This window comes from Sorangium sp. So ce1335, assembly GCF_051521615.1.
Taxonomy (GTDB): Bacteria; Myxococcota_A; Polyangia; order Polyangiales; family Polyangiaceae; genus Sorangium.
On the sequence record NZ_CP150363.1, the window covers coordinates 10,571,294 to 10,595,533 of the forward strand.

Annotated in this window: 21 protein-coding genes; 5 read left to right on the forward strand and 16 right to left on the reverse strand. The window is 72.8% G+C overall.

Going from position 1 to position 24,240, the window contains the following annotated elements; translation table 11 throughout:
* Positions 1-55 precede the first annotated feature (55 nt).
* Entirely contained in the window at positions 56-361 is a 306-nt protein-coding gene (locus WMF24_RS39525) for a hypothetical protein (RefSeq protein ID WP_437732629.1), read from the forward strand.
* Between the two features lie 52 nt (positions 362-413).
* Here WMF24_RS39525 and WMF24_RS39530 read toward each other — a convergent pair whose 3' ends face one another.
* The 4 genes from WMF24_RS39530 to WMF24_RS39545 form a co-directional block, all read right to left on the reverse strand.
* A complete protein-coding gene (locus WMF24_RS39530) occupies positions 414-2,078 on the reverse strand; it encodes a hypothetical protein (RefSeq protein WP_437732630.1) in 1,665 nt (554 codons plus the stop codon).
* A gap of 213 nt (positions 2,079-2,291) precedes the next feature.
* Positions 2,292-3,671 carry a GH1 family beta-glucosidase gene (locus WMF24_RS39535; RefSeq protein WP_437732631.1) on the reverse strand — a complete coding sequence of 460 codons (1,380 nt, stop codon included), beginning with the start codon at positions 3,669-3,671 and terminating at the stop codon, positions 2,292-2,294.
* A 47-nt stretch (positions 3,672-3,718) separates the two neighbouring features.
* Positions 3,719-3,922 (reverse strand): CopZ family metallochaperone, encoded by a 204-nt coding sequence (locus tag WMF24_RS39540; protein ID WP_437732632.1) that lies wholly within the window; start codon positions 3,920-3,922, stop codon positions 3,719-3,721.
* A 75-nt stretch (positions 3,923-3,997) separates the two neighbouring features.
* Positions 3,998-5,038 carry a hypothetical protein gene (locus tag WMF24_RS39545; RefSeq protein WP_437732633.1) on the reverse strand — a complete coding sequence of 347 codons (1,041 nt, stop codon included), beginning with the start codon at positions 5,036-5,038 and terminating at the stop codon, positions 3,998-4,000.
* A 430-nt stretch (positions 5,039-5,468) separates the two neighbouring features.
* Here WMF24_RS39545 and WMF24_RS39550 point away from each other — a divergent pair, with 430 nt between their 5' ends.
* Both WMF24_RS39550 and WMF24_RS39555 read left to right on the forward strand, forming a co-directional pair.
* Positions 5,469-6,248 carry a helix-turn-helix domain-containing protein gene (locus tag WMF24_RS39550; protein ID WP_437732634.1) on the forward strand — a complete coding sequence of 260 codons (780 nt, stop codon included), beginning with the start codon at positions 5,469-5,471 and terminating at the stop codon, positions 6,246-6,248.
* A gap of 14 nt (positions 6,249-6,262) precedes the next feature.
* Positions 6,263-6,697, forward strand: coding sequence for a membrane spanning transport protein (locus WMF24_RS39555; RefSeq protein WP_437732635.1), 435 nt, complete (start codon positions 6,263-6,265; stop codon positions 6,695-6,697).
* 284 nt (positions 6,698-6,981) lie between these two features.
* Here WMF24_RS39555 and WMF24_RS39560 read toward each other — a convergent pair whose 3' ends face one another.
* Entirely contained in the window at positions 6,982-8,208 is a 1,227-nt protein-coding gene (locus tag WMF24_RS39560; RefSeq protein ID WP_437732636.1) for an ROK family protein, read from the reverse strand.
* A gap of 774 nt (positions 8,209-8,982) precedes the next feature.
* Here WMF24_RS39560 and WMF24_RS39565 point away from each other — a divergent pair.
* Both WMF24_RS39565 and WMF24_RS39570 read left to right on the forward strand, forming a co-directional pair.
* A complete protein-coding gene (locus WMF24_RS39565) occupies positions 8,983-9,972 on the forward strand; it encodes a Kazal-type serine protease inhibitor family protein (RefSeq protein WP_437732637.1) in 990 nt (329 codons plus the stop codon).
* Between the two features lie 127 nt (positions 9,973-10,099).
* Positions 10,100-10,513: a hypothetical protein gene (locus WMF24_RS39570; protein ID WP_437732638.1), complete on the forward strand. Its 414-nt coding sequence runs from the start codon at positions 10,100-10,102 to the stop codon at positions 10,511-10,513.
* A gap of 108 nt (positions 10,514-10,621) precedes the next feature.
* On the opposite strand, the gene WMF24_RS39575 is transcribed toward WMF24_RS39570, so the two are convergent.
* The 11 genes from WMF24_RS39575 to WMF24_RS39625 all read right to left on the reverse strand — a co-directional run bounded on the left by WMF24_RS39575 (position 10,622) and on the right by WMF24_RS39625 (position 24,169).
* Positions 10,622-11,545: a metallophosphoesterase gene (locus WMF24_RS39575; RefSeq protein ID WP_437732639.1), complete on the reverse strand. Its 924-nt coding sequence runs from the start codon at positions 11,543-11,545 to the stop codon at positions 10,622-10,624.
* 327 nt (positions 11,546-11,872) lie between these two features.
* The gene (locus WMF24_RS39580; protein WP_437732640.1) at positions 11,873-13,006 is read right to left on the reverse strand and encodes an alpha-hydroxy acid oxidase; all 1,134 of its coding nucleotides are present in this window, start codon (positions 13,004-13,006) and stop codon (positions 11,873-11,875) included.
* 281 nt (positions 13,007-13,287) lie between these two features.
* Positions 13,288-14,295 carry an expansin EXLX1 family cellulose-binding protein gene (locus tag WMF24_RS39585; RefSeq protein ID WP_437732641.1) on the reverse strand — a complete coding sequence of 336 codons (1,008 nt, stop codon included), beginning with the start codon at positions 14,293-14,295 and terminating at the stop codon, positions 13,288-13,290.
* 285 nt (positions 14,296-14,580) lie between these two features.
* Complete coding sequence (locus tag WMF24_RS39590; protein WP_437732642.1) at positions 14,581-15,405, reverse strand: hypothetical protein; 825 nt, start codon at positions 15,403-15,405, stop codon at positions 14,581-14,583.
* Between the two features lie 142 nt (positions 15,406-15,547).
* Complete coding sequence (locus WMF24_RS39595) at positions 15,548-16,915, reverse strand: hypothetical protein (protein WP_437732643.1); 1,368 nt, start codon at positions 16,913-16,915, stop codon at positions 15,548-15,550.
* Positions 16,916-17,273: 358 nt separating this feature from the next.
* The gene (locus tag WMF24_RS39600; RefSeq protein ID WP_437732644.1) at positions 17,274-18,176 is read right to left on the reverse strand and encodes a DMT family transporter; all 903 of its coding nucleotides are present in this window, start codon (positions 18,174-18,176) and stop codon (positions 17,274-17,276) included.
* The gene (locus WMF24_RS39605) at positions 18,173-18,907 is read right to left on the reverse strand and encodes a 2OG-Fe dioxygenase family protein (protein WP_437732645.1); all 735 of its coding nucleotides are present in this window, start codon (positions 18,905-18,907) and stop codon (positions 18,173-18,175) included. The genes WMF24_RS39600 and WMF24_RS39605 overlap by 4 nt, the downstream gene beginning before the upstream one ends.
* 502 nt (positions 18,908-19,409) lie before the next feature.
* The gene (locus WMF24_RS39610) at positions 19,410-20,495 is read right to left on the reverse strand and encodes a hypothetical protein (protein ID WP_437732646.1); all 1,086 of its coding nucleotides are present in this window, start codon (positions 20,493-20,495) and stop codon (positions 19,410-19,412) included.
* A gap of 169 nt (positions 20,496-20,664) precedes the next feature.
* Positions 20,665-22,083, reverse strand: coding sequence for a YncE family protein (locus WMF24_RS39615; protein ID WP_437732647.1), 1,419 nt, complete (start codon positions 22,081-22,083; stop codon positions 20,665-20,667).
* A complete protein-coding gene (locus WMF24_RS39620) occupies positions 22,080-23,621 on the reverse strand; it encodes a YncE family protein (protein ID WP_437732648.1) in 1,542 nt (513 codons plus the stop codon). The genes WMF24_RS39615 and WMF24_RS39620 overlap by 4 nt, the downstream gene beginning before the upstream one ends.
* Before the next feature lie 278 nt (positions 23,622-23,899).
* On the reverse strand, positions 23,900-24,169 hold the full coding sequence (locus tag WMF24_RS39625) for a hypothetical protein (protein WP_437732649.1): 270 nt from the start codon (positions 24,167-24,169) through the stop codon (positions 23,900-23,902).
* Between the last annotated feature and the right edge of the window lie 71 nt (positions 24,170-24,240).

A 24,240-nucleotide genomic window follows, 5' to 3' on the forward strand; every position in this document is an offset into this window, starting at 1 on the left:
AAGGCCAGAGCACGGCCCGGAGGGCGCGCCGGACGACAAGGACGAAGGAAGAGGAATGAGCGACAAGACGAACGAGGATATCTACCGGGCTTATCTGCTGGCTTACGCGTGCAGCGGCGACACCTCGAAGGTCGCGGTGCTCCAGGACGCGCGCCCGCTGACCTCGGCGGTGGCCGCCGCGCTCGCCCTCGCGGAGCGCGATCGGCAGGCCGGCGAGCCGCCGGACACGTGGGACTCGCTGACCGAGCGCCTGCAGGCCATGTTCGACGACTTCGATCCGCACGGGTACGACCTGGCGAGCGGGGACGACGAAGAAGCGCTCGACGACGAGGAGGACGGCGAGGAGCCGATCGCCTCCTGAGCCCGCGGGGCGCGCCGTCGACGTCGCCAGCGACGCCGCGGCGCGCCGCTCCCTACACCTCGTTCGCGCTGTAGTCGGCGAAGACGATGACGACGACGTACTGCGCCCAGGCCGCGCCCTCCGGGCGGTGGTGGGCGACGCCGATGTCGAGGTGCAGCGCGCGCTGGCGCAGGATCTCGGGCGGGATCTCGAGCGCGTCGAGCGACGTCGTCTCCACGACGTAGCCGCGCATGTTGCGCCCGAACCGGTGCGACGCTTGCTCGAGCACCGCGTCGAGCGCCGATCGCGCGTCGGACTCCCCCGTGCGCACGAGGCCGAGCTCCTGCTTCATCACCTCGGGCATGCCGCCGAGGCGCTTCGGCGGGGCGAGGCCCATCCGCCGGCGCGCCTCGATGACGCGGGTGAGCAGGCGGTTCACGTCGGTTGTGTGATCGCTGCCGTGGTGGAAGCGGTAGCTCGTGACCACCGCGCCGAGCCCGTCGGGCTCGCGCGTCACGAGCGGTCCGATCGCGACCTGCTCGATGTCGGGCGCGAGGAGCGTCGCGCGCCCCGTCGGCATCTCCAGCGCGGCGGCGAGCCAGCGGCCCGCGTCCAGCTCGCGCGGCGCGTAGGTCGCGAGGAAGTTGCCGTCCCGGATCGTCCCCTCGACCTCCCAGCCCGCGAGCAGCCCGAGGGCGATGAGATCCGCGTCCGGCCGCTCGGTGTCCTCGGCCGCCGACGCGAAGAAGCGCGGCGCGAGCCGCGTCGCCGTCGCGGACTCCCGCGCGGCGAGCGTGACAGGGCGGAGCCCCGCCTCGGCGCGCGCGACGTTGAGCTGCTCGAGCACAAGGCGCGTGAACTCCGCGGCGCTCTCCGCGGGCCGGGAGCTCGGCCGGGAGGCGGCGTCCGCCTCTTCCTTGTAGACCGGAGCGAGGCCGGGGCGCCGGGCGAGCACGTGGGCGAACGGCGTCGCGAGCACGCGCCTGGGCGGCCTGTAGGAGAGCTGGATCCACGCGCTGCGATCGCGCGGATCAGGGCGGCAGATCACCCGGAATCCCGGGAGCGGGACGGCGAGATCCGTCTCGCATGGCGCCACGCCGGCGCGCCCGCGGTTCACGTACGCCATCACCGCGTGCGCCGGCCTCGTCAACCGCCCCTCGATGACCACCTCGCCCCGCGCGTCGGGGACCGAGGAGAACGGCCTGATCTCCGCCTCCGGGGAGGCGAACGCGGCGATCGCCACCGCGCGGTCCGCGATCCGCACGAACGAGAACCCCGCGACGCCGACCCCGGCCCTGAGGCCCTCCGCGACGCGCGCGCGAAACTGGCTCTCCCAGCGCGCGAGCACCTCCTCGTCCGTCGCCGTCGCCGGGACCTCGCCGGCGAAGTAGGCGACCCTCGTCAGGCCGGCCGCGCTCCCGCACGCGGCGGCCATGAAGCGGCGCAGCCCGAGGGGAGGCGGCGCCTCGTGCTCGAGGAGGAAGCGCCCCACCTCGCGCGCGGCGCAGCTCAGCGCCCGCGTGACGCGCGGCGGCCGCTCGGCCTCGCCGATGGCCGCGCTGAACGCCAGGTCCCACGCGCTCGCCGCCTGCCACGGCTCCTCGCCGGCCAGCTCGGGCACCGGCCCCGCCGGCGCCCAGCTCCCGTCGAGCTCCCGCTCCTGCGGCAGCGCGTGGGCGGGGAGCGCCGCCGGCTTCGCCTCGATCGACCGCAGCGCGGCCTGGCTCGGGAACTCCACGACTGGCTTCGACGCGACAGGCGCGCTCGCACAGGCGGAGAGGGCGATGGCGAGGAGAGGTCCGAGAGCAGCCTTGAATGGCGCGCGGTGCTTCACGGGCGCCAGGCTATCCCAGGCGGGCGGGCGTGGTGAACGGCAGAGGACGACGAGCAGAAACCCGTCGATCGCGCGCCGTGCGTCCACGCTGCCGCGCCGCTCGGCGCAGGCGCCCGCTCACTTGCCGAGGGTCGCGCCGTTCGAGGCGATGACCTCGCGATACCAGTGCGCCGAATCCTTGAGGACGCGCCTGCCGGTCGGGTAGTCGACGAACACGAGGCCGAAGCGGTGCTTGTAGCCGTGGGCCCACTCGAAGTTGTCCATGATCGACCAGTGGAAATAGCCGTTCACGACCGCGCCCTCGGCGATCGCCCTGCGGAGCTCGATCAGGTGGCGCGCCATGAAGTCGATGCGCTGGGGGTCGTGCACCTTGCCGTCGAGCGAGATCCAGTCCCGGGTGGACAGGCCGTTCTCGGTGATCACGATGGGGCGCTTGTACCGCTCGTAGAAGAACCTGGGCCCCCAGTAGAGGCACTCGGGGGTGACGGACCACTCGAAGGCGGTGATCGGGTGTCCGACCGGGTGCGGCACGACCTCGGCGGCGCCGTTCGCCCCGGCGCGCACCGGGACTCCCCAGTAGACGTTCACGCCGCAGTAGTCGACGGGCTGCGCGATGATCTCCATGTCGCCGCTGCGCACCTCGGGCAGCTCGTTCGCGAACAGGCGGAGCCCGTCCTCGGGGTACCTGCCGAGGAACACGGGATCCATCCACCACGTGTTGGTCCACGTCGTGCGCGCGTTCACCGCCCACGTGGCCGCGCGCGCGGCCTCCAGATCTGCGGGCGACGAGCTCGCGGGGTACTTCACCTGCGCGACCGGCGCATAATAGACGTTGCACTTGCCGGGGCTCGCCGCGCGGATCGCCTGCACCGACTTGCCGTGCGCGAGCAGGACATGGTGGCACAGGCGCAGGACCTCGGCGAAGCGCAGCCGGTCGCCGGGCGCGTGGCGCCCCTCGTAGTGGCCTGCCCCGGCGAACACCTGAGGCTCGTTGAGCGTCATCCAGTCCTTCACGCGATCGCCGAGCTTGCGCACCATGACGCTCGTGTACTCGGCGAACCAGTCCGCGCTGTCGCGGTTCAGCCAGCCGCCCTTGTGGTAGAGCGCGAGCGGGAAGTCCCAGTGGAACAGCGTGATGTGGGGCTCGACCCCCGCCTCGAGCAGCGCGTCCACGAGACGATCGTAGAACGCGAGCCCGCGCTCGTTGACGGCGCCCGTGCCCTCGGGCAGGACGCGCGGCCACGAGGTGCTGAGTCGGTAGGCGCGGAGGCCGATGTCGCGCATGAGGGCGACGTCCTCCTCGTACCGGTGGTAGTGGTCACACGCGACGTCGCCCGTCTGGCCGTTCCACACAGCGTCCGGCTTCCGGCAGAACATGTCCCACACGGACGGCCCCTTGCCGTCCTCGTGCGCGGCGCCCTCGATCTGATACGATGCCGCCGCGGCGCCCCAGCGGAACCCCTCCGGAAAACCCGTCTCGATCTGTTCTCGCGTCATGGTGGCCGCCACCATAGCAAAGGCGGCCGATCTCCGGCACCGCGACGTCAGCCCGCGTCGCGCGCCTCGTAGCCGGCGTCGCGCACGGCCGCGAGCAGGGCCTCCGCCGTCGCGCTCCCCTCGACGACCGCCTCGCCGCGCTCGAGGCTCACCTCGCCCACGCGCGTGACGCCGGGCACCTTCGCGAGCGCCTTCGAGACCGCCTGGACGCAGTGGCCGCAGGTCATTCCTTCGATAACGAGTCTGCGCATGAGCCCCCTATGCCCCTTCCAGGCAGGAGCGTCAACGCGCCTCCCCCTGCCGCGCTCGCTGCAGCGATGGCGGGCTCATCCCGGGCACGCGGGGCACCGCCCCCCGCAGTCCGCGCCGAGCTCGTCGCCGTTCTTCACGCCGTCGGTGCACGTCGGCTTGGAGCACACGCCGGCCCAGCAGACGCCGGCCTCGCAGTCCGCCGCCGTCGCGCACCCCTCGCCGGGCGGGCAGGGCTCCCACGGGCCGCCGCAGTCCACGCCGGTCTCGGAGCCGTTCCGCACGCCGTCGACCTCGCTCGCGCCCTGGCAGGTGCCCGGGCTGCCGAGGCACACGCCGGAGATGCAGTCCAGCGCGACGGTGCACATCTTTCCGCTCTCGCAAGGTCGCCTGCAGATGCCGCCGCAGTCGACGTCGGCCTCGTCCGGGTCGCGTCGCGCGTTGATGCAGTGGCGCGGCGCGCAGTAGCCCCCGCCGCGCTGCGCGCCCACGATCGGGATACAGATGCGGTCAGCCCCGCACTGGTTGTCCTCGACGATGCAGTCGAATGTCTCGGACTGGTAGCATATCTGATCGACCTTGTAGAGCTCCCAGAGGCTGACCCCATTGTCGAGAGGCACGTTGACAGGCCTGCTCTCCTCCGAGCAGATATCCGAGGTGCACAGGTTGCCATCGTTGTAGAGGTCGGACGGGTCGGGCCTCGACACGACCTCCCCCTCGTGCGTGCACTCCAGCCTCGCGCAGTCGCCGCGCACCTGCGAGGGCAGCGGGCCCGGGTAGATGTCCACCTGGCACACCCTGTCGACGCACCGCCCGGCGCCGCAGCGAGGGTCCGGCGGGCCGGCGCACTTCGCGTCGTTGTCGCACGCCGTGCCCGCCGTCCCCGGCGCGCAGCTGAACCAGCCTTCCTGGCACTCGCTGCACGGCCGGCAGGCGAGGAAGCAGTCAGGCGCCGTGTCCCCGGGCTCGCAGCAGAGGGTGTGCCCCTCCTGGACGCAGGTGCACACCCCATCCGCGCACTCCGTGCCGGGAGCGTACTGGGTGTCCGACTCGCAGTCGGCCGTCGACTCGCAGCTCCCACCGAGGTGGCTCGGCCGTTCGCACGAAGAAATCGCCACGGCAGTGAGAATTATGGAGCCGATAATGCAATGCTTAAGATAACTGTACATGCGTCCAGTCTCCGGCACGAGGCCTTGGCGCCAACACCCCGGCGGCCCCAATCCGCCGTGATGTCGCTCCCGACTGGCGCTGATCCTACCCGGACCCGGCGCAGCTCTGCCAGCCTTGACGACAGTTTCCGTCACTTTTCGTCAACAGAACATCGAGGCTCCGGGGGACGTGCGTTTCACGGCCTGGCGCGTCCGACGAGCTCGACAAGCTCGACGTGTTCTATGGGCTCTATGGGGCTCCATGTGGTCCACGTGGTCCATGTGCTCAACGTAGGGTTACCAGCGTGCGCCTCGTTCCATTTCGGATTCAGGTCCTCGCGGGCGGATCACCGCTGCTGCGCGCTTGCGCCGTCCTCGCCGGGGTGGTTGGCTCTCCGGGGTGACGGCTCGCGAGCACACGGCGCTTGTCGGCGAGGGCGGCGTCCACGTCGTCGAGGACGCCGGGGGGGCGCGCCGCCATGCGCTCCACCTGGTCAAGCTCGTCGTGCCGGTCGACGGCCCCCTCGCGGTCGAGCGCGAGGGCGCGCCGCCGATCGAGGTGCGCGCGCCCGTGCTCACCGGGGCCGGCGTCGCCGGCGCGGTCAGCGCGCCCGGCGCGACGGTCACGGCCTTTCTGCCGCCCGACGGGCTCGGCGCGGGCGCGCAGGCGGTCGCGCGGGGGCGGGTGCTCGCGCTCGAGGGGGCGCAGGCCGAGCGGGCGCGCGCCGCGGCGCGCGAGGTGCTCCGCGGCCGGCTCGACCACGCGGCCGCGCGCGATTTCATGACCGCGTGCGCCCGCGCGTTCGCGCCGGCCCGGCCGCCGATCGACCGCCGCGTGCTGCGCGCGATGCGCCGGCTCGCGGAGCAGGCGCCGGTCCGCCCCGCGCTGGGCCCGCTCGCCGCGGCGGAGGGGCTCTCGCGCTCGCGGCTCTCCCACCTGTTCCACGACGCGTTCGGGCACCCGCTGCGCGACTATGTGACCTTCCTGCGCGTCATGGCGGCCGTCCGGGCGCTCGTGGCCGGCGCCGCGCCGGCCCGGGCCGCGCTCGCCGGCGGCTTCCACGACCAGGCCCACCTGGCGCGCGCCGTCGCCGCCACGCTGGGCCGCACGCCGGGCGCCCTCGCGCGCAGCCACTTCGTACAAGAGCCGGCCGCGTCCGGGCGCATGGTGGTCCCCTGAAACAAGGAGGACCCATGCCCCCTCGCGCTGTCGACGCGATCCGCGTCGCCCTCGGCCTCATCGTCCTGCTCGGCGGCATCAACGGCTTCGTGCGCGTCGTGCCTGTCCCGGAGCCGCTCCACCCGTTCACCCGGATGCTGCTCGACAGCGGCTACATTTACGCCGTCAAGGCCGTGGAGCTCACCGCCGCGGTCCTGCTCCTCGTCGGCCGCCGCCGCGCCCTCGCGCTGGCGCTGCTCTGGCCGGTCGTCGTGAACATCGCCCTGTTCCACCTGCTGCTCGATCCGCGCGCCGGCATCAACGCGGTCGTCCTGCTCGGCCTCCTCGGCGCCCTCACCTGGCGCGATCGCCGCGCGTTCGCGCCGCTCTTCGCGGAGACGTCCCCCGGGCCGGCGTCTGCGAGGGGCAGCGCGGCGCTCGGAGAGCGCGGCTCGCCGGCGCAGGGGTGACCGGTGGCCGGAAGATGGGATGAAGAGATAAAAACCACAGAGGCACAGAGGGCACAGAGGAAGAGAATTAGAGATAGAGAGAGACAGAGAGAAGAGGGATGGAGAGGCCAGGATTCATTCTCTTCCTCTGTGCCCTCTGTGCCTCTGTGGTTCCAATCCTCTCTTCCTCGCGGAGCACCGGCCGGCGACGCGCGCGAGCCCCGGGGCCGGCCACGACCGGATCCAGCGGCTTCGGTAAGGGGGTTGACAAAGGCCGCCGCGCCTCGGATCGGGCGCGGAGGGCGTCACGGGGCGCTGTCCTGCAGCACGCCGTCGGGGACGAGGCGGAGGGAGCGCACCGCGCCCTCGCGGGCGAGGAGGACGGCGCCGAGGAGGCCCGCCTCGCTGCCGAGCGGGGAGGCGACGACCGGCACCGTGTCGGCGCGGACCGCGTGGCGGGGCAGCTCCTCGCGGACGCCGGCGAGGAGGACGTCGGGCGCGGCGAGCAGCTCGCCGCCCAGCACGACGAGCTGGGGGTTGAGCAGGTTGAGCAGGACCCCGATGCCGCGCGCGAGCTGCGCGCCGGCCTGGTGAAAGATCGCGCGCGCGCCCTCGTCGCCGGCGAGCGCCGCGCTCGCGACGGCGGACACCGAGTGCGGCCGGGGGAGCGCGGAGAGCGCGCTCGAGCGCGCCGACGCGGCCTCGGCGGCGCGCCGGAGCGCCATCACCGAGGTGAACGTCTCGAGACAGCCGCGGCGGCCGCAGCCGCACTGCGGGCCGTCCTCCGCGACGCGGCAGTGGCCGATCTCGCCGCTGTACCCCTGCATCCCGAAGAACAGGCGCCCATCGACGACGAGCCCCGCGCCGATGCCGAGCCCGACATAGAGCCACACGTACGACGCATGCCCCCGCGCCGCGCCGAGCTCCCCCTCGGCCACCGCCGCCGCCTGAGGCAGGTTGTACACGGGCACCTGCATGCGGAGCGCGCGGCTGAGCTCCGCGCGCAGCGGGAACCGCTCCCAGCCCAGGTTGGGCGCGAGCACGCAGACGCCGCTCGGCCGCTCGATGAGACCGGGCAGGATGGCGCAGGCGCCGCGCAGCCGCTTGCGCGGCACCCCGGCGAGCTGGAGCACCTTCGGCACGAGCTCGACAACGTCGCGCACCGTTCGGTGCGGATCGCGCAGGACGGCCGGCTGCTCCAGGCGCGCCCGCATCCGGCCGCGCGCGTCGGCCACGGCCACGGCCGTCTGCTCGACGCCGAGCTCGATCCCGAGGAAGGCCGCGCTGTCGTCGTTGAACTCCAGGAGCCGCGCCGGGCGCCCGCCGCGCGACTCGGCCCCGACATCGCGGACGCTGCCGCTCTCGAGGAGCTCCTCGATGATGGCCGATACGGTCGGCTTCGTCAGCCCGCTCAGCCGCGCGAGGTTCGTGCGGGAGATCGGGCCGTGCTCCTGCACGAGGTCGAGGACGAGGGAGCGGTTCAGCTCCCGCGGGGTGCGGTTGTTCGCGGTCTTGTCGGTGGGACGGACCATTCGAGAAGACAAAGACTTAGCCGCCCTCGCACGGCGAAAGCAAGGGCCGTCACCGCTCCCTGTGCCCAGGCCCGCCGCGTCGCGCCGGGCGCTCCGCCCCCGTAGCAAACTGCCCCGCTGCCCGGCAAGCCCTCGTACGATGAACGACGACGTGTGGCGGAACGCCTCATCACCGCGTGTGATGTGGGAACAGGAGGTGCGCGCCGTCTTCTCGCCGCTGGCCCCGCCCGGACCCACCCGGATTCCCATCTCCGCCGCGCGCCGCGCCGCCGCGCCGCCTCAGGAGACGCCGGCGGGCGGGCTCATCTCGTCTCGCGAGGTACGCTGATTGCAGACGACGCAGGACGACTCCAAACGTTCACGGACGGTGGAAGGGTCGACACAGGACGGCAGAAGACGGATGGCATCAGATGCCGAGTCGATGAGACCTGACGACGTGGGTGAATAAGGAGATCGATCGTCGAGGCGCTGGAGTGTGGACATATCGACGCACTTCAACCCCAGGTCGAGCGAGAGCTCGGCGGCATGGAGGACACAGCGAGTTCGCAGGGAGACGCAGGACGCATGACCGTCGCGCCGCGAGCGCGGATCGGCCTGCTCACCTGGACGGCGATCGACGGGCCCGCCACCGGGTCCTGACGACCGCCTGCCCGGGACGACGGGCCGAGCCAGCGCGCCTCACGGCGGCGCGGCGTCCATCTCGAAGCCGATTCGCATTTCCGAGGAGAGGCCCGGAGCGCCGGGCACGTCCCCTCATGAGGAGTGTTCACGATCATGAAGATGGCGGATGTTCTGGGTGCTGTTCTCGCTGTAACGCTCGCCGGCTGCACGGCGTCGACCGACGATGTCGAGCTCGCGGATCAAGAGGAGACGGGGACAGCCAAGGGCGCGCTCAGGCTGAGCGACGTCGCCGCTGTCCCCGCGTACTTCGATCACGAGAACCGCTTCGCGGTGGACCGCGGGGAGCCGGCCTACGCGCACTTCACGAGCCATCCGGGCAGGACGCTCACGCTCGATCTGCGCGCGATCGCCGGCGGCAGGGACGCCGCGATCGTCTTCAGGCTGCACGAGGTCACGACCGACGGGAGGCTGCGGAACATCCCGCGGGCCAGCGGCGCGCGGGGGCAGGCCACCGCGACGTGGAGGAGCCAGGGCACCGGGGCGTACGTCGTGCAGATGCTGTCGCAGCGGGCCCCCATCGAGCTAGAGCTCCGCCTCACGTGCGACGGCGGGGCCTGCTCGCCCCGCGCGCAGCCCGGCGCGATGTGCGGCGGCATCGCCGGCATCCGCTGCGCGGAAGGGCTGTATTGCGACTTCGCCCCCGAGGCGAGCTGCGGCGCCTACGATCGGAGCGGCACGTGCGAGCTCGTGCCCGAGGCGTGCAGGCAGGACTACGATCCTGTCTGCGGCTGCGACGGCCGGACGTACGGCAACGACTGCGTCGCGGCGATGGCCGGGGTCTCGGTGAGGAGCCTCGGCGAGTGCGGCCCCACGATCGTCGGTCTCGGCGAGAGCTGCGGCGGCTTCACCCTCGGCGGCCCGCGCCTGTGCGGCGACGGGCTCTATTGCAAGTACGCGCCCGACGCGATCTGCGGCCGCGCGGACGCGGCCGGTACCTGCGCGGAGAAGCCCGATGCCTGCACGAAGGAGCTCTTTCCCGTGTGCGGCTGCGATGGGCAGACATACTCCAACGCCTGTGTCGCGGCCGCCAGCGGCATCTCCGTCGAGCTGCGGGGCCCGTGCATCAGCGCGCCCATCGAGTGACGACCCGCCACGCGGACGGCGTGCGCCACATCACGCTCGCGTCCGCGGCTTGCCTCGCGTAGTCTCGTCACCTGAGCTCGGCGTCAATCTCCCGGACCTCCGGTCGGCGCGGGGCGCAGGAGAACGAATGCTCGGCTCGCCACTCTCTGTCGATGTCCGCCATGAATCCGATCGGGGCCGCGTCGAGGTCTCTTATCCGACGTGTCACGTCATCTACTACCGGCTGACGGGGCACATCGACGCTCCGCTCCTCGCAAGCCTCGTCAAGCCGACGTTGCAGGGCGTGGCGCTCCACGGGCACATCGACGAGTTCCTCGATTGCACGGGCGTGACCGGCTATGATTCGGTCGTTCGCGTCCGCCTCACCGAGTACCTCCGGGCCGTACGGGAGAGCGCGTCGGTGACCGAGCACGTGCTCGTCGACGCCAGGATCGTGACCCTGGGCGCCTGGCTCATGAAGATCGCCGTCGGCGGGATCGAGATCTACCGCGATCGCGCCGCGTTCGAAGCGGCGCTGGGCCGCGCGCTGGGCGCGCGCTGACGCGAGATCCACGAGGCCCGCCGGCGAGGCTCGCCGCGCGCCCCGGCCGTGCCCGCGCAGCGCCGGCTCGCGCGCCAGCATCCGGTCAGGGATGCGTGGAGCGCGGGCTCAGGGCTCCCCGCCGGCGCTCTCGCCGCCGTGCTCGCCCTGCCGGAGCGCGCGCGCCCGCCGCTCGCGGTTCCTCGCCACGCGCGCCGCCCGGCTCGCCATCAGCTCCGGCGACGGCTTGCGCCCCGCGTGCGGCGCCTGCTCCGCGTGGTGCTCGTCGAACGACCCCGGCTCGCTGCCGAGCTCGAAGATCGCGACCTCGCGCTGGCCGCGCTCGCCGAGCCGCAGCGGCATCACCGCCGCGCCGATCCCCGCCCCCACGTAGACCGCCCCCTGGCCGGGCTCCGCCCGCTTTCGCGTGCCGTAGAGCCCGTGGATGTACCGGTGGCCGGCGATCTTGCCGATCGAGAGCTCGTTCAGGCGCGCGACGGTGACCTGGCCCGCGTGCGTGTGGCCCGAGAGAACGAGCGGGATGCCGTGACGCCAGAGGCCGTCCGCCTCCTCGGCGATGTGCGAGAGGCCCAGCGTCGGCAGGTCGCGCCGCATCCCCTTCACCGCCTTCTCGCGCGAGGCGTGGCCGGTGTAGGCGTCGTCGAGCCCCACCACCTGGAGCCGCTCGTGGCCCAGCGTGATCACCGTGCTCGCGTTGCAGAGCACCGCGGCGCCCCCCCGCTCGAGCGCGCGCTTCACCGCGTCGGCGCCCGACCAGTGGTCGTGATTCCCCAGCACGGCGATCACCGGCGCCTCGAAGCCGCGCACGATCTCCTCGAGCTGATCGAGGTAGAGCTGGCTGTGACACACAAAATCGCCCGTGAGCACGACGAGATCGGGCCGCTGCAGGTTCGTGAGCGCCACGGCCGCGCGCTGGACCCGCATCGGCGTCACCCGGCCGACGTGCTGGTCGGTCAGGTGGGCAATGCGGAGCGACGACACCTGTTCGAGGTACGCAGCCGGCCCGGCGAAGCGCCGGAGGCGAATCCCCATGGTCGCGTCCGCCACCCCTGACCCCGCTCCCGCCGCCGGGGCGCCAGCGCCCCTCCGGAAGAGCCCCCGCCACCGCTCCCTCGCAGGTACAGCGCTTTTCACCGCCGCCGAGTGTACGGGCGAGGCCGAATGGCCGCCACCGGATTCGTTCGTCGAAGACGCCTTCACGTCCGCTTCCCACGCCCGCTTCCCACGCCCGCTCCCCACGTCCGCTCCCCACGTCCGCTTCCCACGCCCGCTTCCAGGGAAGCGCAACAATCCAGCGTGCGCCCGTGTGTGACAGCGCCGATCTTGGAAAACTTTATGCTCGTGCGACTCAGGGCCCCTTCAACGGTCCTGATCGCGATCGTGGCAACGGCAGCGCGAATGGGATCGCCGGACGAGGTCGCGATCGATGGACGCGAGGGTGGGACAGCCCGCGAGCGCCATCGCGATCGAGAGCTCGTCGCGCAGGCCCGAGAGCACGCGCGCGACCCCCTCGCCGCCGAGCGCGGCGAGGCCCCACAGGACGGGGCGCCCGACGAGCACCGCGCGGGCGCCGAGCGCGAGCGCCTTCAGCACGTCCGTACCCCACCGGACACCGCCATCCATCAGCACCAGGCACCGCCCGGCGATCGCGTCCGCGACCGCCGGGAGGACGTCGATCGTGGCCGGGGCGCCGTCGAGCTGCCGCGCGCCGTGGTTGGAGACGATGACGCCGGCCGCGCCGCAGCCGAGCGCGCGGATCGCGTCGTCCGGGCGGACGATGCCCTTGAGCAGGAGGGGCAGCCGGGTCATCGAGCCGAGCCACTCGACGTCGCGCCACGTGAGCGAGGCGTCGTGTCGCGCGGCGACGTAGGACGCGAGCAGCGATCCCCGCTCCCCCTCCGGAGCGGACGCCGCGGCGTCGACGAGGTTCGCCATGGTGAGCCCCTCGGGCAGCGCGAAGCGGTTGCGTACGTCCGCTATCCGGCGGCCGAGGAGCGGTGTGTCGACGGTGAGCATCAACGCGCGATAGCCCGCGGCCTCCGCCCGCTCGACGAGCGAGCGCGTGAGTCCGCGGTCCTTGTGGACATAGAGCTGAAACCACTTCGGCCCCGGCGACGCCTCGGCGACCGCCTCGAGGCTCGTCGTCGAGAGCGTGGAGAGCGTGAAGATGGTCCCGAGATCCGAGGCCGCCCGCGAGGAGGCGAGCTCGCCGTCGGGGTGCGCGAGGCGCTGATACGCGGTGGGCGCCACGAGGATGGGGAATGGCACCGTCGCGCCGAGCAGGGTGGTGCTCATGTCCCGCTCGGCCACGTCGACGAGCACGCGGTAGTGGATCTCCAGGCGGCGGAAGGCGCTCCGGTTCTCCCGGAGCGTCCTGCCCTCGTCGGCGCCCGATCTGTAGTAGTCGTAGGCCATCCGGGAAAGGCGGGCGCGCGCGGCGCGCTCGAAGTCGTCGACGGTGAGCAGCGACGGGGCGGGGCGAGGGTCTTGCACGGCGTTCTCCTGGGGCGCTCCGCGGTGCGTCCTGACCGCGGGCGCCGGCCATCCTACCAGCCGGGGTGGCGGGGAGCCGGCGTGGCGAGGGCGCTCACGGGCAGGCGGGCGCCGCGCGGGGGGATCGCCGCCGCGCAGCGCGAAGGGCGCAGGCCGCCGTGGCCTGCAGGCGCCGCCCGCGGGCGAGGGCGCGCAGGGCGCTGACGGTCAGTTGACGGGCGCTGACGGTCAGTTGACGGTCGCTGACGATCAGTTGACGGTCGCTGACGATCAGTTGACGGTCAGTTGCAGGCGGCGAGCTCGCCGCTCGCGGGCTGGTCTCCGGCCTTGAGGTCCAGCATCGCTTCCACGGTGGAGCCGTTGATGTCGGTGGCGCGGACATGGTACGGCGGCTGCCCCATGTTCCCGTCGCCGACGACGAAGTAGTTGTACGACTGCCGCGTTGCGGTCTGCCACGTGCCGTTGATCTCCACCTCGAGCTTCTCGATCGGGTGGGCGTGCCCCTCGACGATGATCTCGTTCCAGTAGCGGTTCGTCGGGTCCTTGAGGCGGAAGGTGACGGCCCCCGTCGTCGGACACGGGATGTACTTCCACGAGATCTTCCCCGCCGCGCCGCCGTTGGTCGTCCCCAGATAGCCCTCGCGCTCCTCGCCGATCTTGAGGAAGGCGTTCTTGCTGAGATCGATGTGGCCCCGCACGCACTTCGGGTTCGTGGCGATCGGGCACTGGTCCACGACCATGGCCTGCACCGTGCGCCCGTCGTCGCGGGAGACCTCCACGCAGGCGCCGCACATCGCCGCGTCGTTGTAATCCGCGGTGTTCATGGCGGCGAAGTACTGGCCCCCGCCGAAGGGGACGTGCGCGACGATGTCCGGGTTGCGGCCCGTGATCTGGTAGCTGCAGTTCACCTCGGTCGAGCCCATGTCGAGCGTGTAGAAGGTGATGGATCCGTTCTCGTACGCCGCCGGGTAATCGCAGCTCACGGACGGGCCGCCGCCGCTGCTGGCCGAGGCCGACGTTGTCGCGGACGTCGTGCCGGGATCACCGCTGCTCGTCGAGGTGGCGCCGGTCGCCGTGGAGCTACCTGCGCCGGCGCCGGTGCCCGGGCCCGTGCCCGGGCCCGTCGTCGCCGCCCCGGCGCCGCCCTCCCCGCCCTGTCCACCAGCGGTCGAGGTGCTCCCCGCCCCGCCGGAGTCGCCCTGGCCCTCGTCACCACAGCCGACAACGCCGAGCGCGATCAGCGACAGGAACGGCCACAAAATGCCCGCAGGAAGGTAATCCAGCTTCATCTCGACTCCTCAAGATTTTACATCAGGAGTGGATCTGCCACTCCACGGGGTTGCCTTACGCCAGCAGGGCGGATTGCGCAACAGCCATGGTGCTGTCGTGCGCCGGGGCTCACGCTCGTGCCCCGGGACAGGCGCCATGACACGCCGCGGACACGCGGGCACCGGCGGCTCCGGACGGACTCCGATGCTCGGCCGCACAGCGCTGTCGGTGTCTTCACGGCTCCGCGGCGCGGCGCGCCTGGAGAGGGCCTCTCGCAGCGCGCCGCAGGGCGGAGCTGCGGGGCGTCACGCCCAGCGGCGCTCGCGCTTGATGCGATCGCGCAAGGCGAGCAGCTCGGCTGCCTTCATGGCGTCGAGCGCCGCCTCGCGCTCGGGCGAGAGCTCGATCGCGAGCAGCTCGCAGAGGTCGCGAAGGCCGGTGCGCAGGCCCTCGGTACGCCCTTCTTCGCGCCCCGACTCCCGCACCGCATCCAGGCTCTCGTACCCCTTGCGCTGGAGGAGGTTGCGCAAGGTCACCTCGTGCGCCGCCTCGCGATCGTAAAGCGCCTCGACCGGCACCGGATTCTTGAGCACCCCCGGCGCCTCCAGCAGCTCGCCCGGGTAGACCACCCGCGACGGCCGCAGCCGGGGCCGTCGCTGCGCGCGCCCGCCGGACGGCGGCCCCGGCGGGGACGAGGCCTCGCGATCCGCCGCGCCCGCCTCGTACACCTCGACCCGCCGGGCGCCGCTCAGGCGGACCACCCAGAGCCAGCGCGTGCCCATGGTCAGGAGCTCGCCGATCTTTCGCTGCAGCTCGCCCTCGTCCTGTCCGGTGTCGGCGTACTCCACGGCCAGCGGAGGCGCGGCGCTCGCCCAACCGGGCTTGTCCCCCACGTTGCCGACCGAGATGTCCGGCGCCCGGAGCACGTCCGGGCGCGGCGAAACGCCGACATCGACGCCGGCAGACTCGACCGCTGGATCGGTGTCCAGCACGGAGCCGCCCACCAGGTTGCCGCGCCCGCCGCGCTCTCCCGTCGGCAAGCACTCGACGAGCTGGCCCTCGGACAGCTCGTACGGGTCGCCCGGCCGGATCTGGTCCGCGGTGACGGGAGGACGTGGCGGGGCGCTCATGGGGTGTCTCGGGTATCTCATGCCCATCAAGTTCCGGGCAGGCCCGCGCGCCGATTTCGGTTTCTGCGAGCGCGGGGCGCCGGAGCCCTCCGGACGTCGCCTCCGCGCGGCGGGCGCGGTCGGCGGACACGGGGGCCGCGCTTCACGGCCCCGCGGCGCGCTGCTCGACGAAGGTGCCGGTGTCCGTCGTGTAGGCGACCCACAGCGAGCCGTCGCGGTCGGCCTCGATCGCCACGTGCTTGAACGACTTGCCCTCCACGGCCACGCAGCGCGGCTGAAAGCGCCCTTCCATGTCGATCTGGCCGATCTCGAGCGCGTGCCGCGCCCCGGGCTCGCGCGCGACCGGCCGGACGCGGGCCACGTGGATCGGCGAGGTGCCCTGCGTGGCCGCGATCGGCGCGGGGCTCAGCCCGTTCGGGTAGAGCGACCAGACCGCCGGCATGTCGTCGCGGGGCGCGTCGTCGATGCGGATCGCGGCCATGCCGAACCCGGACATGTCCTTCGACGCCGGGAGGAGCGCGTAGGCCGGCCCCTCGGGCCCGATCGCGAGCGCGCCGCCCATCCGCGACTCGCCCGCGCCGCCGACGAAGAGGACCGCGTCGGGGCCGAGCTGCAGCTTGCCCTCCGCGGTGACCGCGAGGGTGCGGGCGTGGACCGGGGTCAGCGCCGACCGCGCGTCGATGTACATCGCGAGCGCCCCGCCCTTCCACGGGGACAGCGCGACGAACGTCGCGCCGCTGCCCTCCTCGGAGAGCGGCACGGCGGGCCTGTCGTCGAGCACCGCGAAGGCCTGCGTCACGACCCCCTCGGTCGTCTTGCGATCCGAGAGAAAGGCGAGGACCGTGTGCCCCCCGGGCAGCGCAACGGCGGAGATCGCCGTGCCCCGGCGCCCGGCGCCGATGGGCGGCCCCTCGCCGCCGTACATCGGGGTCCGCCGGATCGTGCCGGCCTGATCCATGCAGAACACGAACCCGGCGGCCACCTGGCACGCCGGCCACGAGGCGCGCGCGGGCTCGGCGCCGCCGGCGTCGGCCGCGGCCTCGTCGCGCGGCGGGACCGACCCGACGAGCGCGGAGAACGCCGGCGCGACGTGCTGCGCGGCGCCGTCGCGGTTGAAGATCACCCGGAAGTCCGAGCGGGCCTTCTCGTCCGGGGACCACAGAAGCGCCGGCCCGCGGAGCGAGAGCGCGAGCGGGCCCCGGCGGAGCTTGCAGCCCGCGTCGGCCGCCGCGGCTGCGGCGTCGGCGCCCGCGTCGGGCGCCGACGCGTCGGGCGCCGACGCGTCCGGGGCTGCTGCGTCGGGCGCCGGCGCCTCGGCTGCCGACGCGGAGCCCGCGTCCGGAGCTGCTGCGCTCGCCGCGGAGGGCGGCGCAGGCGCGGCGGAGGGCGCAGGCGCGGCGGCGTCGGCGGCCGGCGCGGGGCCGGCGTCCGGCGCGCCGGAGCCGCCGCGGCAGGCGGCGAGCAGCGCCGGGAGCGCGACAAGGCAGGCACGGAGAGGCGAGCAGCTCACCACCGCGGCCCGACCCCGACCGGGGCCAGGATGTTCCCCGTGCGCATGCGGAGGGTATCGGGCGGGCTCCGTGGAGCGTCAACCCGGGAAGCTCCACCCTGGCTGCTGCGCGAGCTGGGCGCGACCCGATCAGCGAGCGAGGGAGAGACCGCAAGGGCGCCAGCACGAGCTTCAACCGTTCGGAGCCCTGGCTCGGCGCGTCAGAAATCCCGCCAGCGGGTCGAGCCGCGCATCGAGGATGCTCGAGCGACAGTCGGTGAGGCGAAATCAAACGCTCTTCGGCAGCGGGTCCGAGGAGCGCGCCGGTGACGAACCGCCGCACTTGCACCCTGGCGATGTCTGGAGGCGCCGCCTGCGATCAGGCCGGGGAGGGCTCCCGCCGACTCAGGAAGGTCGAGACCAGGATGAGCGCCGCTCCGGCCGCGAAGACCCAGCTCACGGTCTCGCCCAGGAAGAGCACCGCGGTAGCGGTCGCGAAGACGGGCTCCAGAGAGAAGATGATCGCCGTTCGTTGCGGACCGACGTCGCCTTGGAAGCGTAGCTGAAGATAGAACGCGACCGCCGACGCGAGCAGGGCGCAGAAGAGAACGCTGCCCCAGACGCGCGCCTCGGTCGGGAGGCCTGGACCTCCTCCGGAGATCGCGCAGGCCATGAGAGACAGGATGGCGGTGGTCGCCAGCTGCACGAAGGTCACGGCCGCCGTGTCATGGCGGCGCCGGCTGACGCGATCGCCGGCCACGACGTAGCCCGCAAAGCAGAGCGCGCAGGCCAGGATAAAGACCTGCCCGACGCTGGGCATCAGGCCCCCCGCGGAGCTGGCGACTCCTTCGCCGGCCGAGACGAGCGCCACGCCCGCGAGGGCGACGAGCGCGAGCACGAGGGCCCGGAGCGAGGGACGACGGGAGGAGACCACCGCTTCGAGGACGAGGACGAGGACGACGGAGAACCCCGTCAGGAAGCTCGCGGTCGACGCCGGCACCGTCTCCAGGCCCTTCGTCTGGAACGCGACGGTGCCGAACAACAGCACGCCCAAGGCGGCGCCGTCCCGCCATGTCGCGCGGCTCAGGCGACGCCGGAGGCCAGGGAAAAGAAGGAGCATCATCAGCGCTGCGAGCGCGAACCTGAGCGCGAGGAAGTCGAAGACACGGATCCGGCGTACCGCTTCTTTGATGAAGGCGAAGGTCATCCCCCAAAAAAGCGTGGCGGCGACGATGGCCGGCAGGGCGAGCCGCTGCCCCGGACGGGCGCTCGGCGCGCTCATGCCACCTCCCTGTTGCGGCTCGCCGCCTTCGCCGGGGTCAGGGGGTCGAACGTGACCAGCAGGATGTCGCGGAAGGCGGCGCCCTCGCGGCTGCTCAGGGGCGTCACGGCGTGCAGGATGGCCTGGGTGACGACCAAGCTCTCCAGAGGGCGCTCGAGCCGTAGCACCTTCGAGATCGTGCGGGCGTTCGGGGCGACGAGGTTGTCGCCGCCGATCGCGTTCGGCGAGAGGTCGAGGAGGTGAATGAACACGACCGTCTCGTCGTCGCGGTGCAGCCAGAGCGGCGAGCTGTAGGACGGCTCGTCGACGCTTGCGCGGTAGCGGATCTGGTGGAGACCGACGTCGTACGCGCCCCCGTCGATGAGCCCGCTCGCGTCCACGACGCGCCGGTCGAGGTCGACGAGCCTCTGAAACACCGGAGAACGCAAAAAGGCGTCGCTCAGCGGCTCGAATCGACGAACGATGCCCCCGTCGAGGTCGTTGTGGGTGGCGCTCTGCGAGTAGCCCCGATGCTGCTGGAGCTCGTAGCGTCCGACGCCTGCATGCCATGCGAGGCGGGAATGAGCGCGCGTCCTGCAAGCGCTGCGCGGATCGGCCGGCAGCTTTCGGTAGGTCGCGCGCAGGGCGCGCAAACCGGGCTCATCCAGCAGGAAGGATGGCGTGAAATGACTGAACCCTGCCTCACGGCACTGGCGAGCGACGCGGTCGTATATTGAGGTCTCGATTTCCATGAGCGCTCCCTCATCGGCGCGAGCATCGTCGGGACTCGCGGATGGCTGCCCTGAGCCTGCTCAAGCAACCTCCGCTCCAATCCCAGACGCCGCTCGGGAGCAAGCTGGAGCCTCGAACGTGGCATGGGATCGCGCGGCTCGCCCTCGCAACCCGTGGCCTTCAGCGCGGCGTCGCGCGCAATGTCTTGCCTGGATGCGCAACGCGACTCGCCGCCGACGCGCCAGAGCTGCGCGCGCCTCGTGCGAGCCCCCGGATGTCAGAGAGGTTGTCGCCTCTCTGGTCGACCGAGCCCGGCCACGAGGAGCTGGACGACCTGAGCGGGGCGAGGGTGGACCACTCGCTTGAAGCAGCCGTGCTCGGACTCCTTTGCGAGAGAAGGTGGTGCAGCGCATGCTGGGTCCGGACGCCGCATCGGCCAGACCGGCTGGGCCAGCTGGTCGGCATTCACAGGTCCGCCCTGCTCGCGAGGCAGAGCCCTGGCATGATCTCTGGCCCGAGGTCCTAGAACGCGAACGGCACGTCGACCTGAAGGATCTTGTGCTCGGAGGCCATCATCGGATCATCGAGGCCCATCGCGAACGCGACGGCGGGGCGCAGCCACATCGTCTCGCCCAGCTTGAAGTGACCGCGCAGGCCGAAGGCCACCGTCGTCGTGTCGCGCGTCGCGCGCGACGCGTCCCGCCGGACGGCCACTGGCGTCGAGAGCCAGCGCTGGTGCCGGAGCTCCGCGCCGATCGACAGCATCGGCACGACGAAATAACCGAGGTGAACGCCCGCGGTGAGATTCGTCTTCGACGCGTCGGGCTGCGCCTCCTCGCCGCGGACCCGCAGGAGCTGAAGCACCGTGGCCTCGATCTGCGCGGTGAATCCGTGCGCGATGTACGCGAGCCCGACGCCGGGGAAGATCGTGAGATCGTTGACGGCGAACATCGCGTTATCCATCGCCGAGCGGGCATAGATCCCCGCCGTCCTCGTGGGGCCCATCTCGGCGCTCGGCGCGTTGCCGCCGCCGGACCCCACGGGCACCGTGAAGCCGAGGAACAGGCCGAGGCGCAGCGCGGGCGCGAGCTTCAACGAATAGACGGCGCCGACGACCGGGTTCATGAAGGCCAGGCCCGAATCGCCTGCCGGCGGAGAGTTCGAGACGATGCCCAGCCGCACGAGCGGGGCCAGATCGTCGGTCACCTTGTAGCTGAAGAGCAGCGTTGACACGCTCGTCGTGCCCGACGAGCTCACCCCGGGAGCACTGTAGAACGCGGTCGTCGAGTCGGCGCGCACGACGCTCGCCGCGACCACCGGGCGAAGCTGAAACGGCAAGGAATACGGCGGCGGCCTGGGCTTTTCCGCAGCCGCAGGAGGCGCGGCCGGCTCGGCGGCGACAGGCTCCGCGGCCGCCGGCACCGCGGCCGCCGGCTCCGCGGCCGCCGGCTCCGCGGCTGCGGGGTCCGCGGCGGAAGGCCCGGCGGCAGCCGGCCCCGGCGCGGCCGGGTCCGCGGCGGCCTGAGCCGACGCGCGCGCCGCGCTCAGGCAAACGAGGCTCGCGCCGAGAAGAACTCCGAGCTGACGACATGCAGGCGTGTTGGTCATGGGCAGAGCAGGAGGGAAGGCATGAGGACGACCGCCATGGCCTCGCCGCCAGCGCGACGAGACGACCGTCGGAACCGCCGCCGGCTCTGCTGAGCCTGCTCCCGCGCTCCGCGCAGGAAGGTTTCGCGAAGATGACCGGGACGAAATCGTACCGGGTTTTTGAACAGGCCTACTGCTGCTCGAGCACCGTGATCGACCGGTCCCAGTAGGAGGCGACGACCGCCCGCGCGCCGTCCTTCGAGACCGCCACCGCGCACGCGCCCTTGCCCGTGGGCAGCGACGCGACGACCTTCGGCGGGTCGCCGGCGATGACCGCGACGCCGCTGCCGACCGGCGGCCACCGCGTCCCGCCGAGCGCGACGAAGAGCGTCCGCCGATCGGGCGACGTCACGCCCGTCCGCGGCTCGCCGCGGAACGGCAGCGTGCTCTTCACCGTCATCGTCGAGAGCTCGATGACGCTCGCCGTCCGCGCCTCGGCGTTGAGCGTGATGCCGTACCTGTCGCCCTGGAGCAGGTAGCCGGCGGTCGGCCCGACGCCGACAGGCACCTTCCGCGTCTCGGTCACCCCGGCGACGCTCAGCAGGACCGCCGTGTTGGACAGCCGATCGGGGAAGAAAACAGCGCCCCCGTCCGCGGTGATGTCGCCCTCGCGCGGCTCGCGGCCGACCGCGATGCTCCGCCGCGTCGCGCCGAACGGCGACTCGCTCGGGTCGAACAGGTCGATCCAGGCGCCCGCGGGGCGGCCGGCGTGCGTCAGCGCGCCGAGCGCCGCGATGTAAGGCCGCCCCTCGGCCTGCACGAGGAAGAGCTGCCCCGTCGCGTGCGGGAGCGTGATGTTCGAAAGCCGCACCCCCGTCGGCAGCTCGAACTTCGTCACGCGCTTCGTGTCCGTCGTCGCCGCGACGACCGTCTTTCCGTCCGGGAGCGCCACGATGTCGCCCGGGCTCCGGCCGACGTCGAGGAGGACCGGATCGCGATCCCACGCGGTCGTGTCCATCACCGGGATGCGCGCGGCGTCCACGTGCCGCAGCACCGCGACGTACCGGTCGAACAGGAGCCGGATGTGATCGCCCTGCGCCGGCACCGACGCCTTGTGGATGATCTCGCCCGTGTCGAGCCTGTACTCGCGCAGCGAGGCGTCGTCGCCGCTCACGTAGATCGACGCGCCGCTCGGGTTGAAGACGACGTCGAGCGGGTGGACGTCCCCGATCCGGAACTCGCGGGCGCGCCAGCGGCCCTTCCGCTCGACAGGCGGGGGCGGCGGCGCCGGGTCCGGGCCGAACGCCGCGGGGTTCGGCGCCTCGTCGCGCACCTCGGACGAGGCGGCGGCGCCCTCGGGCGTGAGCGCGGTCAGCGGCGGGGCCTCGCCGACGGGCGACTTCAGGCTCGTCACGAGGGCGATGACGACGGCCGCGAGGCCGCTCGCCACCGAGACCGCCGCCCGCGCCAGGCGCGGCTCGCGGCCCGAGAGCGACGCGGACGACCCGCGCGGGCGCTCGCCGATCCACGCCTTGCAGGCGCGGCACTTGCGCGCCCCCTCGACGACGCGGGCGCCGCAGCTCGGGCACGGGACGCGGCGCTCGCTCATTGCAGCACCCACGCGACCTTGGCGCGATCGCCGAGCGCGAGCGCCGAGCCGCCGTCCGGGGCGAGCCGGATCCGCGTCGGCTCGCCGCCGAGCGGGTGGACCTTCGCCGCGTAGGTCTTCAGGTCGACGAGCGCCACCGAGCCGGCCCCGTCGCCGCCCAGCGCCACGACCGCCTGCGCCCCGTCGGGCGCGACCGCCATGTCGAGCGCGCGGCCGGGGAACGTGACCGCGCGGAGGAGCTCGCGCTTCGACAGGTCGAAGACCTGGATCGCGCGCCCCTCGTTGCACCGCACGATCGCGCGCCGGTCGCGCCGGACGAGCTCGATCTGCTCCGGCTCGCGGCACGTGGTGATGCGCGCCTCCTGGCGCACAGCGCCCGACGGGAGCCAGGTGAGCGGCACCAGGGTGTTCTCGGCCCGGAGCGCGACGAACCCCGCCGTGCCGTCCGGGCTCATGAGCGCGCTGGCCGGGTTGCCCACCATCGAGGTGCGCACGCGGTCCTGCTCGGAGCCGAGCCGGCTCGGGTCGAACGGATACGCCACGCCGCCCGACGACGGCTCGCGCTGGCCGGGCTGCGGGACCTGGCCCGTCGTCGTGATCGCCCGGGTGCCGCTGTCGTCGACCGCCACCGGGCCCACGGCGTCGTCGCCGAAGTGGATGCGCTCGATCTCGGCGTGGTACTCGGTCGCGAGGATCGCCACCGCGTGCGCCTCGGGCAGCGAGGCGAGCGCGCGCCGGCCCGAGGCGCCGACGACGATGTCCGCCACGGCCTCGCCGAGCTCGATCGTCTTGAGCAGCCGCGTCGTGGCGGCGTCGATCACGTAGACGCGCGACGGCGAGGTCGCGTAGACCACCTCGCCCACGCGGTAGAGGCGCCGCACGTTGGGCGCCTCGCTGACGAGGCTCAGCGGCTCGCCCGTCCTCGCGCTGCGCACCTCGAGGCCCGAGAACAGCGCGACGGCGAAGCGGTCGCGGTCGAGCGGGAGAGCGTCGAACGCGTCCTTGGGCAGCTGGAAGGGCCCGGCGATCGACGGCGCGTCGACGAGGTGGCCCACGTCGTTCGGGCGCTGCCAGACGCAGCGGCCGAGCTGGCACGACTCGCCGCTCCAGCACGGGGCGCCGCACACAGGGGTGGGCGGGGGGACCGCCGTGGCAGCGCGGGACGGCGAGAAGCGGTGGGGCGCCAGGTAGCGAAGCGCCCCGCCGGTGCTGATGAGCCCGAGGATGGCGCCGATCGTGACGAGCGGGCGCCAGTGCAGCGAGAGCCAGCTCGCGTCCGGGGGGGCGTCGGGGATCGAGGGGGCCCGCACCGACGCCTTCGGCGGGTCGGTCGGCTCGCCGCACTCGGGGCAGAGGGCGACGCCGGCGGCGATGCGCTCGAGACAGACAGGGCAAATTGCCTCACCGGCGCTGGGCGGACGGGTCGACGGCGCGTCGGCCCACTCGGGCGATGGGCTCGCCTCGGCGGCGTGGTGGGCCTCCCGCGCGTCAGCGGCGCTGGAGCCAGGCTCGATGTCGCTCCGCGTCTCGTGGTCCACTGCGCACCCGCGCCTCTCCGTGAGCGGTCCCCGCGTACTCCGAGCGTGCCCGGATGTCGAGCCCCTCGTTTCGGCGCGCGCCGGACACAGCGGCGCGACCCGCGGCGGTGAACGAGCCGACGGCGGACGCGAGATCGAGTTGCCCCGAGGAGATGCTCCCGCGGGAGATGAGCGTGGCAGGGGCGTCAGGCGAGCGTGGCTGTGGCCGTCAGCTCGGGAGTCGGCGGGGGCCGGCGGTCGCCAGCTCGGGAGTCGGCCGGCGGACGCCGGCCTGGAGCTCAGGAGTCGTCCGGCGGCCGCTGGACGGCCGCAATATCGGTGTAGTCGGACTGCCCGACGGGCTCGCGCCCGTCCTTTGGCGCGGACGGTGAGATGTCCGCGGGCCGATCGGCATAGGCCTCGTCCCTGGGGTCGGCGTCGTCGTCCTCGGGCTCCGCGCCCGGCGGATCGAGCCCGGGGCTGTGCCCGATCTCCTCCGACGGCGCGCCCTCGACCGGCCCGGTCCGCGCGGCCGTCCGCTCCGCGACGTCACGTTGTTGATCACCCATCGTCGCTTCCTCCTTCCGCGTCACGCGTTCGGCGTTCCGTGCGACGTCCTGTATGCAATCCAGCGTCCACC